Origin of the sequence: Sphingopyxis sp. QXT-31 (genome assembly GCF_001984035.1) — a bacterium.
GTDB lineage: Bacteria > Pseudomonadota > Alphaproteobacteria > Sphingomonadales > Sphingomonadaceae > Sphingopyxis.
The window spans coordinates 1,417,974-1,432,785 of the sequence record NZ_CP019449.1 but is presented as its reverse complement, the minus strand read 5'-3'; the positions used below and the strand labels follow the sequence as shown (position 1 = coordinate 1,432,785).

The 14,812-nt window shown below is 66.5% G+C and carries 14 protein-coding genes; 9 read left to right on the top strand and 5 right to left on the bottom strand.

What is annotated here, in order from left to right; genetic code table 11:
* Nucleotides 1-6: 6 nt before the first annotated feature.
* Genes BWQ93_RS07025 through BWQ93_RS07005 form a run of 5 tightly spaced genes read right to left on the bottom strand, consistent with a single transcriptional unit; the run spans nt 7 to nt 4,533 of the window.
* Complete coding sequence (locus BWQ93_RS07025) at nt 7-933, bottom strand: acyl-CoA dehydrogenase family protein (protein WP_077029894.1); 927 nt, start codon at nt 931-933, stop codon at nt 7-9.
* A gap of 4 nt (nt 934-937) precedes the next feature.
* Nucleotides 938-2,089, bottom strand: coding sequence for an acyl-CoA dehydrogenase family protein (locus BWQ93_RS07020; protein ID WP_077029893.1), 1,152 nt, complete (start codon nt 2,087-2,089; stop codon nt 938-940).
* On the bottom strand, nt 2,089-2,844 hold the full coding sequence (locus tag BWQ93_RS07015; RefSeq protein WP_077029892.1) for an enoyl-CoA hydratase/isomerase family protein: 756 nt from the start codon (nt 2,842-2,844) through the stop codon (nt 2,089-2,091). The genes BWQ93_RS07020 and BWQ93_RS07015 overlap by 1 nt, the downstream gene beginning before the upstream one ends.
* Nucleotides 2,841-3,752 carry an SDR family oxidoreductase gene (locus BWQ93_RS07010; protein ID WP_077029891.1) on the bottom strand — a complete coding sequence of 304 codons (912 nt, stop codon included), beginning with the start codon at nt 3,750-3,752 and terminating at the stop codon, nt 2,841-2,843. Before BWQ93_RS07010 ends, BWQ93_RS07015 begins: the two co-directional genes overlap by 4 nt.
* A 1-nt stretch (nt 3,753) precedes the next feature.
* Complete coding sequence (locus tag BWQ93_RS07005; RefSeq protein WP_077029890.1) at nt 3,754-4,533, bottom strand: enoyl-CoA hydratase/isomerase family protein; 780 nt, start codon at nt 4,531-4,533, stop codon at nt 3,754-3,756.
* A gap of 84 nt (nt 4,534-4,617) precedes the next feature.
* Here BWQ93_RS07005 and BWQ93_RS07000 point away from each other — a divergent pair, with 84 nt between their 5' ends.
* The 9 genes from BWQ93_RS07000 (at nt 4,618) to BWQ93_RS06960 (ending at nt 14,713) form a co-directional block, all read left to right on the top strand.
* Nucleotides 4,618-5,382 (top strand): SDR family NAD(P)-dependent oxidoreductase, encoded by a 765-nt coding sequence (locus BWQ93_RS07000; RefSeq protein WP_077029889.1) that lies wholly within the window; start codon nt 4,618-4,620, stop codon nt 5,380-5,382.
* Nucleotides 5,379-6,143 carry an SDR family NAD(P)-dependent oxidoreductase gene (locus BWQ93_RS06995; RefSeq protein WP_077029888.1) on the top strand — a complete coding sequence of 255 codons (765 nt, stop codon included), beginning with the start codon at nt 5,379-5,381 and terminating at the stop codon, nt 6,141-6,143. Before BWQ93_RS07000 ends, BWQ93_RS06995 begins: the two co-directional genes overlap by 4 nt.
* Nucleotides 6,143-7,639 carry a class I adenylate-forming enzyme family protein gene (locus BWQ93_RS06990; RefSeq protein ID WP_077029887.1) on the top strand — a complete coding sequence of 499 codons (1,497 nt, stop codon included), beginning with the start codon at nt 6,143-6,145 and terminating at the stop codon, nt 7,637-7,639. Before BWQ93_RS06995 ends, BWQ93_RS06990 begins: the two co-directional genes overlap by 1 nt.
* A gap of 3 nt (nt 7,640-7,642) precedes the next feature.
* Complete coding sequence (locus BWQ93_RS06985; protein ID WP_077029886.1) at nt 7,643-8,716, top strand: hypothetical protein; 1,074 nt, start codon at nt 7,643-7,645, stop codon at nt 8,714-8,716.
* A complete protein-coding gene (locus BWQ93_RS06980) occupies nt 8,713-9,534 on the top strand; it encodes an SDR family NAD(P)-dependent oxidoreductase (protein ID WP_077029885.1) in 822 nt (273 codons plus the stop codon). The genes BWQ93_RS06985 and BWQ93_RS06980 overlap by 4 nt, the downstream gene beginning before the upstream one ends.
* 1 nt (nt 9,535) lies before the next feature.
* Nucleotides 9,536-10,330, top strand: a complete 795-nt coding sequence (locus tag BWQ93_RS06975) for an SDR family oxidoreductase (RefSeq protein ID WP_077029884.1) — start codon at nt 9,536-9,538, stop codon at nt 10,328-10,330.
* 24 nt (nt 10,331-10,354) lie between these two features.
* Nucleotides 10,355-11,149, top strand: coding sequence for an SDR family oxidoreductase (locus BWQ93_RS06970; RefSeq protein WP_077029883.1), 795 nt, complete (start codon nt 10,355-10,357; stop codon nt 11,147-11,149).
* A gap of 10 nt (nt 11,150-11,159) precedes the next feature.
* The gene (locus tag BWQ93_RS06965) at nt 11,160-12,179 is read left to right on the top strand and encodes a DUF2889 domain-containing protein (protein WP_077029882.1); all 1,020 of its coding nucleotides are present in this window, start codon (nt 11,160-11,162) and stop codon (nt 12,177-12,179) included.
* A gap of 119 nt (nt 12,180-12,298) precedes the next feature.
* The gene (locus tag BWQ93_RS06960; RefSeq protein ID WP_077029881.1) at nt 12,299-14,713 is read left to right on the top strand and encodes a TonB-dependent receptor; all 2,415 of its coding nucleotides are present in this window, start codon (nt 12,299-12,301) and stop codon (nt 14,711-14,713) included.
* Nucleotides 14,714-14,812 lie beyond the last annotated feature (99 nt).

Sequence of the window (14,812 nt, the reverse complement as noted above, 5' to 3'; positions counted from 1 at the left end):
ATCGTATCAGGCCAGCAAGGTTTCACGCGCCGCGGGCGCAATGAACTGGAGCAGATGCGCGCGTTTCAGCGGCAGGTGCGCCGCCGCTTCGTCGGTCATGCCGATGCCGCCATGGACCTGGATATTGGCGCGACCATTGTCGAGCGCCGCCTGGTCAGCGAGCCGTTTTGCTGCGGCGACATGGAAAGCCGCATCCGCAGCATTTTCGCCGAGCGCGCAGGCCGCATAATAGAGCTGCGACCGCGCCGCCGCCGCGCGCACCGCCATGTCCGAACAGATATGCTTCAATGCCTGAAACCAGCCGATGGGGCGATCGAACTGCTCGCGCAGCTTGGCGTAATCGGCCGCCATATCGCGCGACGCATCGGCGCAGCCGACGGCGTAGGCTGCGCTCAAAAGCTGCAGGTGAAGGGGAGGGGCGGGGTCGTCCTCGGTCCATAGCGAGCTCGTCCATTCGTGGCGGCTCTGCAGCGTCGACAGGTCGATTGTCGGCGTGTGCGGCGTCTTGTGCAGCGCGCCGCGCTGGTCGGTGAAGGCGTCCGGCAGATCGAACAGCCGCAGGCCGCCCGGCTCGCCCATCAGCACCGCGCCCGACCCCGCCGGATCGAGCACGCGGAGCGGCTCGGGCTCGCGCGCGGTCAGCGCCAGCGCGACCTTGCCCTCGGCAACATGGGGGAACCAGCGGTTCGCCACCGCGGTAGAGAGCAGCCCGATCGGCGCAAGGAAGCGCCCCAGTTCGGCGAACACGAGCGCCTCGGTCGCATGATCGAGGTCCATCCCGGGTGCGGTCAAGGCCATCCACCCCATCGCCTCCAGTTCGGCCCAGAGCCCGTCGGGCCGGGCCCGTGCGCCCTCCAGCGCCATATTGTCGCGGCACCAGTCGGCGGTCGCGGTCTGGAAGGCGATCTGCTCGTCATTGGGTGTCAGGTCCATGATGTCACCTCGACTTGGGCAGGCCGAGCAGTCGCTCGCCGATGATGTCGCGCTGAATCTGCGCCGTGCCGCCCGCGATAGTCGCCGCGAATCCGCGCAGATAATCGCCGACCGGGTTATCGTCGCCATAGGCGAAGTCGATGATGGCCTCGCCCATCAGCAGCACCGCGATGCGTTCGAGCCGCTGCCCGAGTTCGGAGGTGAAGAGCCGGATCACCGACGCCTCGGGCCCCGGCTGGTCGGTGCGCAAGACCTCCGAAATGTTGCGATAGGTCATCGCGCGCACCGCCGCGACCTCGGCGCGCAGCTGCGCGAGGCTATCGGCGATCCGGTCGTCCTTGATCATGCCGTTGGCGCGCGCCGCGGCGATCAGTTCCTCGATCTCCTGGCTCTGCTTGACCTGGTCGGCGATAAAGCCCGTGCCGCGCTCGAAGCTCAAGGTCGACATCGCAACCTTCCACCCATTGCCGAGCCCGCCGACGACCTTGGCGAGCGGAATGCGCACATCGTCGTAGAAGACCTCGGCGAACTCGGTCTGCCCCGACATCTTCCTGATCGGCCGTACGGTGATCCCCGGCGCGTGCATGTCGCAGATGACCCAGCTCAGCCCCTTGTGCCGCAGCGATCCTTCCTCGGTCCGCAGGACAAGTTCCTGCCAGTCGGCGACATGCGCGAAGCTCGTCCAGATCTTCGACCCGTTGATGACGAGTTCCTCGCCCTCGATCCGCCCGCGCGTCTTGATCCCGGCAAGGTCCGATCCTGCGCCGGGTTCCGAAAAGCCCTGGCACCAGATCGCCTCGCCCTTCAGGATGCGCGGCAGGTGATAGGCTTTCTGTTCCTCGCTCGCGTTCAGGATCAGCGTCGGGCCGCCATGGTTGATCCCGACGAAATTCGCCCCGATCCACGGCGCATGCGCTGCTGCATATTCCTCGAGCCAGATGACCTGTTGCACGATCGACAGCCCGCGCCCGCCATATTTGGACGGCCAGTTGATCCCCGCCCAGCCGGCGTCGAACAGCCGCCGCTGCCACGCCTTGTCGAAGCCGATCGCGTCGGCCGCATCGAGCGGGCGCTTTTCAGTGGGCACACTGGCGTGCAGCCAGTCGCGGCACTCTTCGCGGAAGCGCGTTTCCTCGGGCGAAAATCCGATGTCCATCAGCCCGCCTTTTTGGCAGCCGCGATCGGCTCGCCCTTCTTGCGCATCGCCGGATCAAAACCGGCGTTGCGCATGAGCTCGTGATTCAACCCCGCCGCGATTCCCATACCGTCGGTGTCGTAGATCAGCCTTTTGTTCTCGGCATTGCTGTGGCGGCTGTTGCCGAGGATCAGCGAGGCCATTTCGGCGACCTTGGCGTCGAGCAGCTCGTCGGCGACGCAATAGTTCGCGAGCCCCATCGCGACCGCATCCTCGCCCGCATAGGGCTGGCAGGTCAGCATCATCTCGAGCGCCTTCGCCTGCCCGACCCGCCGCGGCAGCCGCTGCGACAATCCCCATCCGGGAACCAGTCCCCATTTCCCATGCGTATCGGCAAAGCGCGCGCTCGTGCCGCAGACGATGAAATCGGCCGCGAGCGCGAGTTCGAGCCCGCCGGTGTAACAGGTGCCCCGGACCTTCGCGATCACCGGCTGGCGCAATTTGGTCAGCCGCTCGACGATCAGCATCTCCTGCCGCAGCCAGCCGAGCGCATCGGCGTGCGGCGGCGATTTGAGGTCGTGGCCGGCGCAGAAATGCTCGCCCGCGCCGGTGATCACCACCAGCCCGGCATCGCCGACGCCCTCCTCGATATCGCGGATGTGCGTGCGAAATTCACGGAACAGCTCGCGGCTGATCGCATTGCGCTTGTCGGGCCGGTTGAGCGTCAGCGTGCAGATGCCGTCCTTGTCCTCGCGCAGGACCAGCGGCGCGCTCATGCGCCGTCTCCGCGCGTCTTCGCGATCGCCTCGCGCGCACTTCCGCTTTCCATCGCGCGCTTGCCGAACTGCTCGCGGATCGGCACGAACTCGGGCATCACCAGCGACCGGCGCAGCCAGTTGGCGGCATCGACCACCAACGTATGCCCGCTGATATAGGTCGCATAGGGCGAGCACAGGAAGGTCGCCGCCCAGCCCAGTTCGCGCACTTCGCCGACGCGCATCCCGGGGATCGTATTGTCGCCGCGCTCGCCCTCGCGATGGCGCGTCATATGCGCGGGCAGATCGTCGTGCGGGAAGCGCCCCGGTGCGATGCAATTGACGCGGATGCCATCGGGCGCCCATTCGACCGCTAGGCTCTGCGTGAGGTTGGTGACACCTGCCTTCGCCGCCGCCGAATGCGAGGTGCCCGGCCCGCCGGTCCAGCTGTACGTCGCGCCGATATTGAGGATCGCGCCCGGCAACCCCGCCGCCAGCCGCCGCACCGCAAACTCGCGGCTGCAATTATAGGTGCCGTTGAGCACGATATCGACGACGGTGCGAAAGCCGTTCGGGGTCATCTCCTCGGCGGGCGCCGGGAAATTGCCCGCGGCATTGTTGATGAGGACGTCGACCGGCCCCAGCTTGGCCTCGATCTCGTCGAAGGCTCGCGCGATCGCATCGGGATCGCGCACGTCGCAGGCGACCGCGATCACTTCGGCGCCGACCGCCTCGATCGCGGCGATGCCGGCGGCGAGATGGTCGGGCTTGCGGCTCAGCACCGCGACCTTCGCGCCGAGCCGCGCGAACTCGACCGCCATGCCCTTGCCGAGCCCGGTGCCGCCGCCGGTGACCGCGACCACCTGTCCCGCGTAAGTGCCGTCGGGCAGCGCCTTGGCGCCCAAGGGCGGAGGGGGAGGGAGCGCCATCTTATTTCCCCTTGTAGCTCGGCGCGCGCTTCTCGCGGATCGCGGCGCGGGCTTCCTGATAATCGTCGGTCTTGAAGAGGTAGCTCTGCGCGTAGAGCTCGGCGCGGGTGCCGGTGCGGATGGTCGGGCCGTGCATCAGATTGATCATCTCCTTTGCCAGCGCGAGGTTTATCGGCGGCCGCGCCGCGATGTCGCGCGCGATCTCGAGCGCCTTCGCGTCGAGCTCCTCGGGCGCGACGACGAAGTCGACCGCGCCCCATTCGAGCGCGGTGGCGGCGTCGATCTTCTGCCCCGACATCACCATATATTTGGTCCGCGACGGCCCGATCAGCGCCGTCATCATCTGCGTGCCGCCGGTGTCGGGCAGCACGCCATAGAGGATCTCGGGGAGTGCCAGCTTCAGCGTCGTATCGCTGATGCGGATATCGGCCGCGAGCGCCAGCTCGCACCCGCCGCCGATCGCGCCGCCCTTGAGGGCCGCGATGATCGGCTTGGTCGATTCCTGCATCCGCAGCCGCCCTTCCTGGTGCCGGCGGATGAAGTGGAAATCGCTCTCGTCGCGCGCGCGGTGGCCAAGCACATTGGTGTCGCGCCCCGAACAGAAGCTCTTGCCGTTGGCGCGGATCAGGATCGTGCTGGTCTCGGTCTCTTCGAGCGCCTCGCCGAGCAATCTCTGGAACAGCGACGCCATTTCGTCGTCCATCGCATTGTGCCGGTCGGGCCGGTTCAATGTCAGGATATGCAACGCGCCGTCGCGCTCGCTCTGGATCAGGTCGGCCATCTCCACTCCCATTTTCTTTTCGGCAGGGCTTGCACGACTTGTATAACTAAGTCAATTATGTCGAAACACTAGGGGAGAGCAAGAATGGCGGAGCTCAGCGGAAAGACCGCGCTCGTCACCGGCGCATCGCGCGGCATCGGCGCGGCGATCGCGCGGCGACTCGGCGGGGCCGGGGCGCATGTCGCGGTGAACTATGCGGGCAGTAAGGATGCCGCCGACGCGCTCGTTGCCGAGATCATCGCCGATGGTGGCCAGGCCTTTGCCGTGCAGGCCGACGTCGGCACCATGGCCGGCATCACATCGATGCTCGCCGCCTGCGACGCGGCCTTCGGCGGCACCCCCAATCTCGACATCCTCGTCAACAACGCGGGGGTCGGCGGCGAGGGCGACACCGGCAGCCTCAAAAAGTGCAGCGAGGACCTGTTCGACCGCATGATCGCGGTGAACCAGAAGGCGCCGCATTTCATTACCCAGCTCTGCCTCGACCGCCTCCGCGACAATGGCCGCATCGTCAACATCGGCTCGCTCGGCGGGCGCTCGGCGCTGCCGCCCTTCGCCGCCTATGCCGCGACGAAGCGCGCGCTGCAGAGCCTGACGATGTCCACCGCGGTCGTCGTCGGTCCGCGCGGGATTACCTGCAATCTCGTCGCTCCCGGCGCGGTCGATACCGAATTCAACAAGACGCTGTCCGAAAAGCCCGGCTGGGCCGAAGCGACGTCGAAGCTCACTCCGATGAAGCGCCTAGGCGTGCCCGAGGACATCGCGGGCGCGGTGATGATGCTCTGCCGCGACGAGGCGCATTGGGTCACCGGCCAGATCGTCGAAGCGAGCGGAGGGCTGTTCCTGTGAGCGATCTGACTGGAAAGACCGCGCTCGTCACCGGCGGCTCGCGCGGCATCGGTGCTGCGATCGTGCGGCGGCTGGCGCAGGCAGGCGCGCATGTCGCGATCAACTATGCCAGCAGCAGGGAAGCGGTCGACGCGCTCGTGGCCGAGATCGAGACCGCAGGCGGCAAAGCCTTTCCGGTCCAGGCCGACGTTTCGTCGCTGTCGGGGATCGAGGCGATGTTCACCGCCTGCGACCGCGAATTCGGCGGCACGCCCAATCTCGATATCCTGATCAACAACGCCGGGGTCGGCCGCGGCGGCCGCGACGGCACGCTCAAGGGCGCGGGCGAGGATCTGTTCGACGAACTGTTCGCGGTCAATGTGAAGGGCCCGCATTTCGTGACGCAGGCCGCGCTGCCGCGGCTGCGCGACGGCGGGAGGATCGTCAACATCGGCTCGATGTCGGGCAAGGTCGGCCAGCCTTTCGCGGCGAGCTATGCGATGACCAAGCGGGCGATCCAGAGCCTGACCTTCTCTACCGCGCTCGCCGTGGCGAAGCGCCGCATCACATGCAACTGCATCGCCCCCGGTGCAGTCGCCACCGATTTCATCGCCGCGCTGCGCGACCAGCCCGGCTGGGACGAGGCCACCGCGAAGCACACCCCGATGGGACGTCTCGGAGAGCCCGAGGATATCGCGGGCGCGGTGATGATGCTGCTCGGCGACGATGCGCGCTGGGTCACCGGGCAGGTCATCGAGGCGAGCGGAGGCCTCGCGCTCTGATGGCGCTGATGACCGAAAAATTGCGCGCGATCATGGCGCTCGATCCCGACCGGACGCAGATCGATTTCGGCGGCGCCGACTACAGCTGGCGCCAGATCGCCGAGAATGTCCGCGCGATCGAGGCGGCGCTCGATACGATGGGCCTGCCCGAGGACGCCCGCGTCGGGGTGATGCTGCGCAACCGCCCCGGCCATGTTGCGGCGATCGTCGCGGTGCTTTCGACCGACCGCTGCCTCGTCACGCTCAACCCGGTCCTCCCCGACGCCAAACTCTTCGCCGATGTCGAGACGCTGGGCCTGCCCGCGATCATCGCCGACGCCACCGACCTTGCACGCCCGGGTCTCGCCGAGGCGCTCGCCCGTGCCGGTTCGGCGGTGATCGAAATCGACCCTTTTCTAGACGGTGTCCGCGTCGTGCAAGGCGAAGTTCGCACCCGGATCCAGACCTCGCCCGGCGTCGCGATCGAGATGCTCACCAGCGGCACCACCGGCACGCCCAAGCGTGTGCCCTTGAGCCGCGATGCTTTCGACGCCAGCTTCCGCGGCTTCACCAAATATGAGCGCGGGCGCAGTTTCGACGATCCGCCGCGGCTCAATTCGGGCTGCACGATGGTGGTCAATCCGCTCACCCATATCGGTGGCATCTACGGCTGCATCGGCGCGCTCGCGGCGGGGCGGCGGATCGCGCTGCTTGAAAAATTCGGCGTCGAGGCCTGGGTGGCGGCGGTGCGCCGCAACCGCCCCGCGGTCGCCTCGGCCGTGCCCTCGGCGGTGCGTATGCTGCTCGACGCCGACGTCGATCCCGCCGACCTCGCCAGCCTCAAGTCGCTGATCACCGGCACTGCGCCGCTCGCGCCCGACCTCGTCGACGCCTTCATGGCGAAATACGGCATCCCGATCTGCAGCAATTACGGCGCGACCGAGTTTGCCGGCGCGATCGCCGGCTGGACGATCGACGACTTCCGCAAACTCTGGCCCGAAAAGCGCGGCGCGGTCGGCCGCGTCCATGCCGATATCGAGGCGCGTATCGTCGATCCCGAAACCGGCGCGATCCTGTCGCATGGCGAAGAAGGCCTGCTCGAGATCAAGGGGCAGCAACTCGGCAACGATCTCGCATGGCTGCGCACCACCGACCGCGCCGTGCTCGACGCGGACCGCTTTCTCTTCGTCAAGGGCCGCGCCGACAATGCGATCATCCGTGGCGGCTTCAAGATCCATCCCGACGATGTCGTGACCGCGCTGAACGATCATCCCGCGATCCGCGAGGCCGCCGTCGTCGGCGTCCCCGACGAGCGTCTCGGCGCCGTCCCCGCCGCCGCGATCATCCTCAAGGACGGCGCCCCCGCTCCCGCCACCGACGATCTCAAGGCGTGGCTCAAGGGCCGGCTGATCGCCTATCAGGTCCCGGTCCATATCCGCTTCGTCCCCGACTTCCCGCGCACCCCGTCGATGAAACCCTCGGCGCCGGGGCTGCGCGCGCTGTTTGCGGAAGGATAGGTCATGGCGATCCGCGTCATCGCTTGGGGCATGGGCTATCTCGGCAAGCAGGGATTGCTTCAGATCATCGGCGACCCCGCGCTCGAACTCGTGGGCCTCCACGTCTCGCGCGACGACAAGCGCGGCCGCGACGCGGGCGAGATCGCGGGAACCGCTCCCACCGGCGTCGTCGCGACCTCCGACAGTGCCGAACTGCTCGCGCTCGGCGCCGACTGCCTCGTCTATTTTGCCAGCACCGTCGGCCGCGACGACGAGGCGACCGCCGAAATCCTGCCCTTCCTCGAAGCCGGGACCGACGTCGTCAGCATCTCGCATTTCGACCTGCAATACCCCGCGCATGGCGACCCGCGCCATGTCGCGCCCATCGTCGCGGCGTGCGAACGCGGCGGGTCGAGCTTCCTGCTCACCGGCGAGGAACCCGGCTTCGCTTTCGGGCAACAGCTGTTCGCGATCCTCTCGACGATCGCGCGGCTCGATAGCGTGCGCATCGTCGAGATGTCCGACGTGCAGGGCTATGGCGGCACCGACTCGCTGCTGATGTATGGCTTCAACGGCGACCCTGCAGTGCAGCCGCCGATGTTCACCAGCCAGGTCGGTGCGTCCTGGCATATCGCCACGCTGCGCGGCATCGCCGACTTTCTCGGCCTGACGGTCGATCGCATCGAACAGCATTGGGACTCGATCGCGGTCGATTATCCGATCGACACCGCCGCCTTCGGTACCGTGCCGGCGGGACGCACCGCTGCGACGCGCTGGCGCGTCACCGCGCATTGCCTCGGCCGGCCGATGATCCGTTATGAAAAGATCTTGCGGCTCCACCACGCCGCCGCGCCCGAATGGGAGCGCCCCGCGCTCGCGAAAGGCGCGGGCGTCACGCACAAGATCTTCGTCGAAGGCGCGCCCGAGGTCAGCGAGGAACTGCACCGCCCGCGCGGTACCTCGGCGACGCCGACGATCGCGGTCAACGCGATCCCCTTCGTCCATGCCGCGCCGCCCGGCGTGCTCACCCAGATGGACATCCCGCTCTTCCCGCCGCGCCAGTTCGGTGCCGCGACCGCTAAAGGAGAAAGCGCATGAGCGAGAGCTTCACCGGAAAATCGGTGATCGTTACCGGCGGCGGCAAGGGCGTCGGGCGCGGCATCGCCGAGGCCTTCGCCGCAGCCGGTGCCGAGGTGATGCTCGGCGCGCGTACCATCTCCTACGCCGAGGATGTGAAGGCCGGGATCGAGAAGGCCGGCGGTATCGCCGAATGTTTTGCCGCCGACATAGCGAATCACGCCGATTGCCGTGCGCTCGTCGCGGCGACGACCGAAGCGTTCGGCGGGGTCGATATCATCGTCCACGCCGCCGCCGACATCCCGCATGGCGGGCTCGGCCATGTCGACGACGAAAGGCTCGAAGCGGGCTTCGCGAGCATCGCCAAGGCGGCCTGGTGGCTGCTCGACGCCGCGCGGCCGCATCTGGCGCGGGCGCGCGATGGCGGTCGCTTCATCGCGATCGGCTCGATCAACGGTACCTTCAACGTCGTGCCCAATATGACGGCTTATGGCATGGCGAAGGCCGCGCTCGACGCCTTCATCCGCGCTGCGGCAGGCGACGTCGTCGGCGAGGGGATCACCGTCAACGCGATCAACCCCGGTCTCGTCGCCAGCGACCGGGCGAAAGCCGTGCTCGGTGACGAAGGCCTCGCCGCCTATGGCGCGACCGTGCCCGTCGGCCGCGCGGGCACCCCTGCCGATATCGCGCACGCCGCGCTGTTCCTCGCTTCGGCGCGCTCGGACTATATCACCGGGACGACGATCAAGATGGACGGCGGCTCGACCGTCGCGGCCTCGCCGGGGCGCAACGACATTTTGCAGGACCGGCTCAAGCTCCAGCACGGAAAGGCCCCCTGACATGGACCTCGGGATCAAGGAGAAGGTCGCGCTCGTCTTCGGCGGCTCGAAGGGCATCGGCCTCGGCTGCGCGCATGAATTCGCGCGCGAAGGCTGCAAGACCGTCATCGCCGCGCGCACCCAGGCAACGATCGATGCTGCGGTTGCCGAGGTGCAGGCGGCGGGCGGGCAGGCGATCGGCATCTCCGCCGACTGCACGACCAAGGACGGCATAGGGCAGGCTGTCAAGGCCGCGACCGATGCTTTCGCGCCGCCCGACATATTGATCTTCAACGTCGATTCGGGCCCCAAGGGCAGTTTTCTCGAGGTCGACGACGACACCTTCGCCGCCGCGAACACCAACAATGTCATGGCCTTCCGCTGGGCGGTGCAGGCGGTCGTACCGCATATGCAAAAGCAGGGCTGGGGCCGCATCCTCACCATCGGCACCAATTCGGTGAAGGCGCCGCACCGCAAGCTCGCGCGCGCGGCGCAGAACACCTACCGCGTCGGCGCGCTCGCGCTGTCGAAGACGATCTCGGCCGAACTCGGACCGATGGGCATCACCGTCAACACGCTCGGCACCGGCGCGATCGCAACGCCGCAGTTCAAGGAGGTCTTCACGAAGATCGCCGAGGCGCAGGGCCAGACATACGACGAACATATTACTGAGCGTACCAGCCATTACCCGATCCCGCGCATGGGTACGCCTGAGGATATGGCCGCGGCGGCGGCCTTCCTCTGCTCCGACCGCGCCGGCTTCATCACCGGGCAGGTGCTCGTGATCGATGGTGGCAATCTCGAAGTTCTGCAGTAACGATTAGCAATCGAAGGAAGAGACATGAAACTGGGAAGTGACATTGCGGCAGTGGTCACCGGCGGCGCCTCGGGCCTCGGCCGCGCGAGCGCCGAGGCGCTGGCAGCCGAGGGGGTGAAGGTCGCGATCTTCGACGTCAACGAAGAGGGCGGCAAGGCGGTCGCCGACGCGATCGGCGGGGTCTTCTGCAAGGTCGACATCACCAGCGAGGACAGCGTCGTGGCGGGCTACGAGGCCGCCCGCGCCGCGCATGGTCAGGAACGCATCCTCGTCCACTGCGCGCAAATCTCGAAGGGCGGCAAGACCGTCCGCTTCGACAAGACCAGCGGCGGTTACGTCCGCTACGCGACCGAGGATTATGCCTTCTCGGCGCAGGGCATCCTTATCGCCAGCTATCGTCTCGCCTCGCTCGCCGCACTCGGTATGGCCAATGCCGATCCGCTGAACGAGGACGGCGAACGCGGCGCGATCGTGCTCACCGCCTCGGCGGCGGCGCAGGACGCGCAGATCGGGCAGGTGGGCTACGGCTCCTTGAAGGCCGGCGTGAACGGTCTCGTGCTGCCGATGGCGCGCGACCTGATGGACCTCGGCATCCGCGTCAATTCGATCATGCCCGGCATCTTCGCGACCCCGCCGATGCTCGCGGTGAAGGACAAGGCGCCCGCGATCTTCGAAGGGCTTGCCGCCTCGGTGCCTTTCCCCAAACGCCTCGGCCACCCGCACGAATTCGGCAGTCTCGTGCTCGAACTCGCGCGCAACGGCTATTTCAATGGTCAGACCTTACGTCTCGACGGCGCCATCCGCATGCCCCCCAAATAGGATCGATGACTTGAACGCACCCCAGCAATTCCCCTTCGCGCGCCAGTCGGCGGGCCCCGCGCCGCTCCGCCGCCCGGGATCGATCCGCCGCACCAGCTCGATCGATTCCGACTGGCCCGACGGCTTCGGCCAGCCGTGGATCATGTCGGGGCGCGTGCGCGACCTGCTGACGACGTTCGAGGGCAAACCCGACGCGCTCGCCAGCGGCGAGTTCCGCATCCGCACTTCGCCGATCCGCGAGATCATGGAGATCGACGTCGCGCCGCACCATGCGCGCGCGCAGGAGATGGTCGGGGTGCGGGCAGGGGGCGCGAGCCGCCAGGCGCTGGCGGCGACGCTCGGCGACCTCCGCGGCACGCCCCTGTTCCAGCTGCTCGACGATTTTGCCGGCGCCAGCCTCGTCGCCGGTTGGATCTGGTCGCGCTGGGTCCCCGACTGGCACGAGCGGATGCGCGCCAACCGTGAGAAATTGGGCGCGGGCAACAAAGGCCGGATGGTCAATATCTGCACCGGCTTCACCGAAGGGGGCAGTTCGCTATCGGAAGAGGGCGATGTCGACCATGGCGACCAGTCGGCGACCGAAGTCGGCCCGCTCGTCAACCCCGATGACCTCGTCGGCTGGCACGAGCTGCCGGTGCAGGAGGGCCGCCCGATGGCGCGCCGCGCGCGCCGCATCGACCTCTGGCGCGCCGAGGGGGTACTCAAGGTCGACGCGGGCTTTCAGGACAGCGGCCCAAACCCCGAGGGCACGCGCACCGCGATCCACGAATATCGCGTCTATGCTGAGATCGACGAGGCGAGCGGCACCTTGCTCGCGCTCCAAGCGCTGCCCTTGATCCTGCCTTTCCGCGAATGCCCCGGCGCGTCGATGAAAGCCGCGCGCATGGTCGGGCAGGACGTCGGCACCTTTCGTCAGGCGGTGCTCGACACGCTCGTCGGGACGATCGGCTGCACCCATCTCAACGACGTGCTGCGCGCGCTCGCCGACGTTCCGGCGCTCGCAGCAATGTTGCCCGAAAACCACGACTGACACCGTTTCCGTAGCGTATTGTGACAAATTGCCGCAATCCACTTGTCTGACGTGTTAGACTTAGTTATATAACTGACCAAGCGAGGACGCCAGGAAGCCTCGTGGGGAGGATGTTGACCATGAATTTCAAGCAAAAGCGCGATTCGGCCCGCTTGCTCGTCGCCGCGTCGATGGCGGCGTTGGCGCTGTCGTCGGTCCCCGCCTATGCGCAGGATGCTGCCCCGGCCGAGGATGAGACTCAATATGACGACGATGCGATCGTCGTTATCGGCGTCACCAAACAGGACGCGAACATCCAGGATACGCCGATCGCGATTACCGCCTTCAGCGGCGAGAAACTGACGGAACAGGGCATCAACAAGGTCGACGAAATCGCGACCTTCACCCCCGGCTTCAACATCCGCGGCGCCGGCAACAATCCGACCGCGCTGACCTTTGCCATGCGCGGGCAAATCCAGAACGACAATATCGCGACGCTCGAACCGTCGGTCGGCACCTATCTCGACGAATTGTACATCGCGCGCGCTTATGGCCTCAATACCGAGCTCGTCGATGTCGAAAGCGTTCAGGTGCTCAAGGGGCCTCAGGGCACCCTGTTCGGCCGCAACACGTCGGCGGGCGCGGTGCTGATCCAGACTGCCAATCCGCGCTACGGCGAATATTCGGGCAAGCTCAGCGCCACCTACGGCCGCTTCGACGAACGGACCTTCCAAGGCGCGATCAACCTCGGCTTCAGCGACGAACTCGCGATCCGCGGCGCGCTTTATTATCAGAAGCGCGACGGTTACAAGACCGACGTCGATACCGGCCGCAAATATGAAGGCCGCGAGACGTGGAACGGCCGCGTCAAGCTGGGCTGGAAGCCCACCGATACCTTCGAACTGATCCTGTCGGGCGAATGGTACGACACCTTCATCGACGGTCCGGCGCGCCAGAATCTCTTCTTCAACGCGCCGCCCAACTTCGGCGCCGCCAAGCCGATCGTCGACGGCATCGCCGCGACCGACCGCGCGCAGTTCGACGGGAACGCGAACCGCGTAGCGATCACGCCGCCGTCGGCCGTCGTCGGCGCCGATCCGCGCGGCATCTTCAACGACACCCGCACCCAGACCTATTCGGCCAAGTTCATCCTCGACACCAGCTTCGGGCAGGTGCGCTGGATCAACGGCTATCGCGGCATCCAGAGCGAAAATCTCGTCGATCTCGACGGCTCCAGCTTCGCCGCACACTTCACCGAAGGCACGCAGGACCTGAAGCAATATTCGTCCGAACTGCAGGTGACGGGCACCGGCTTCGACGACCGGCTGAACTTTGCCGCGGGTCTCACCTACTTCCGCGAGACCGGTTTCGATCAGTCGCGCTCCAACCTGTTCGCCGCCACCTTCACCGCGGGCCCGACCGTCCCGCCGCAATTCGTCGGTGCCACCAACTGGTCGAATTTCAGCGGTACGCTCGATAACAACAGCTACGGCATGTATGCCCAGCTCAACTACAAGCTGACCGACGCGCTTCGCGTCACCGGCGGCCTGCGCTATTCGATCGACGACAAGGGCGTGACCACGCAGTCCGGCGACGTCGCGAACAATACCGACGTTTTCGTGCGGTGCAGCCCCTTTGCCACGGCGATCCCGTGCCTGCGCACCAACAAGGAGGATTTCACCAATCTCTCCTACACCGCCGGCATCGATTATGACGTGACCGAAGACGTGCTGCTCTACGCCAAGCACAGCAAGGGGTATCGCTCGGGCGCGTTGCAGCTGCGCACGTTAACGCTCGCCGACTCGATCCCGTCGCAGCCCGAAATCGTCTATGAACAGGAAGTCGGCATCAAGACGACGTTCCTCGATGGCCGTGCCCGGTTCAACGTCGCCGGCTATCACAATGTCGTGAAGGGCGCACAGCGCAGTCCGGTGCTCGCCCCCAACGGCCAGAGCCAGACGGTGATCGAGAATGCCGACACCGAAACCTGGGGCGGCGAAGTCGATGCCTCGTTTGAGGTCGTCGACGGCTTCACGGTGTTCGCGAACGGCGCGCTGACCGATCCCAAATATACGCGTTACGAGGGCAAGGGCGTCTCGGGCGCTTTCGGCAGCCAGGTCATCGTCCCGGTCGACAAATCCGATTATGCGTTCGTCGGCATCGTCAAGAAGCAATTCTCGGTGGGCGCCAACCTCAAGAAGGACCTCGGCAGCGTCGGGCTCGACGCCAATGTCGTCTATGCCTGGCAGGGCAAGATGCCGCAGCTGGAGGCACCGACGAGCCTTTACACGTCAACCGGCATCGGCGGCCTTGGCCTCACCCCGGCGCAGGCCGCGCAGCTGGCAGCGGTGAAGAATTCGGGCTCGCTCGGCATCCTCAACGCCCGCGTCGCGGTCAGCTTCGGGCCCGAGCGCAATTTCGAGCTGGCGCTGTGGGGCAAGAACCTGACCAACGACCAGGAACAGCAATACACGCTTTTGCTGAGCAACATCTACGTCGGCACCTCGTACAACGAACCGCGCAGCTACGGCGTGACGGGGACTTTCAAATTCTGAGGACCACAGGGCGCTCCTAGGAGCATTGGGGGAGGGACGGCTTGCCGGACCTCCCCTCTTTTTTTCCGGCCCCGCCTTTTTTGCCTTCGTATCCCCCCG

Bases quoted from the DNA above. Each gene is read 5' to 3' on its own strand.
- BWQ93_RS06980 (WP_077029885.1), top strand. From the start codon at position 8,713: ATGAGCGAGAGCTTCACCGGAAAATCGGTGATCGTTACCGGCGGCGGC.
- BWQ93_RS07015 (WP_077029892.1), bottom strand. From the start codon at position 2,844: ATGAGCGCGCCGCTGGTCCTGCGCGAGGACAAGGACGGCATCTGCACG.
- BWQ93_RS07010 (WP_077029891.1), bottom strand. From the start codon at position 3,752: ATGGCGCTCCCTCCCCCTCCGCCCTTGGGCGCCAAGGCGCTGCCCGAC.
- BWQ93_RS07000 (WP_077029889.1), top strand. From the start codon at position 4,618: ATGGCGGAGCTCAGCGGAAAGACCGCGCTCGTCACCGGCGCATCGCGC.
- BWQ93_RS06990 (WP_077029887.1), top strand. From the start codon at position 6,143: ATGGCGCTGATGACCGAAAAATTGCGCGCGATCATGGCGCTCGATCCC.
- BWQ93_RS07020 (WP_077029893.1), bottom strand. From the start codon at position 2,089: ATGGACATCGGATTTTCGCCCGAGGAAACGCGCTTCCGCGAAGAGTGC.
- BWQ93_RS06960 (WP_077029881.1), top strand. From the start codon at position 12,299: ATGAATTTCAAGCAAAAGCGCGATTCGGCCCGCTTGCTCGTCGCCGCG.
- BWQ93_RS07005 (WP_077029890.1), bottom strand. From the start codon at position 4,533: ATGGCCGACCTGATCCAGAGCGAGCGCGACGGCGCGTTGCATATCCTG.
- BWQ93_RS07025 (WP_077029894.1), bottom strand. From the start codon at position 933: ATGGACCTGACACCCAATGACGAGCAGATCGCCTTCCAGACCGCGACC.
- BWQ93_RS06970 (WP_077029883.1), top strand. From the start codon at position 10,355: ATGAAACTGGGAAGTGACATTGCGGCAGTGGTCACCGGCGGCGCCTCG.
- BWQ93_RS06975 (WP_077029884.1), top strand. From the start codon at position 9,536: ATGGACCTCGGGATCAAGGAGAAGGTCGCGCTCGTCTTCGGCGGCTCG.
- BWQ93_RS06985 (WP_077029886.1), top strand. From the start codon at position 7,643: ATGGCGATCCGCGTCATCGCTTGGGGCATGGGCTATCTCGGCAAGCAG.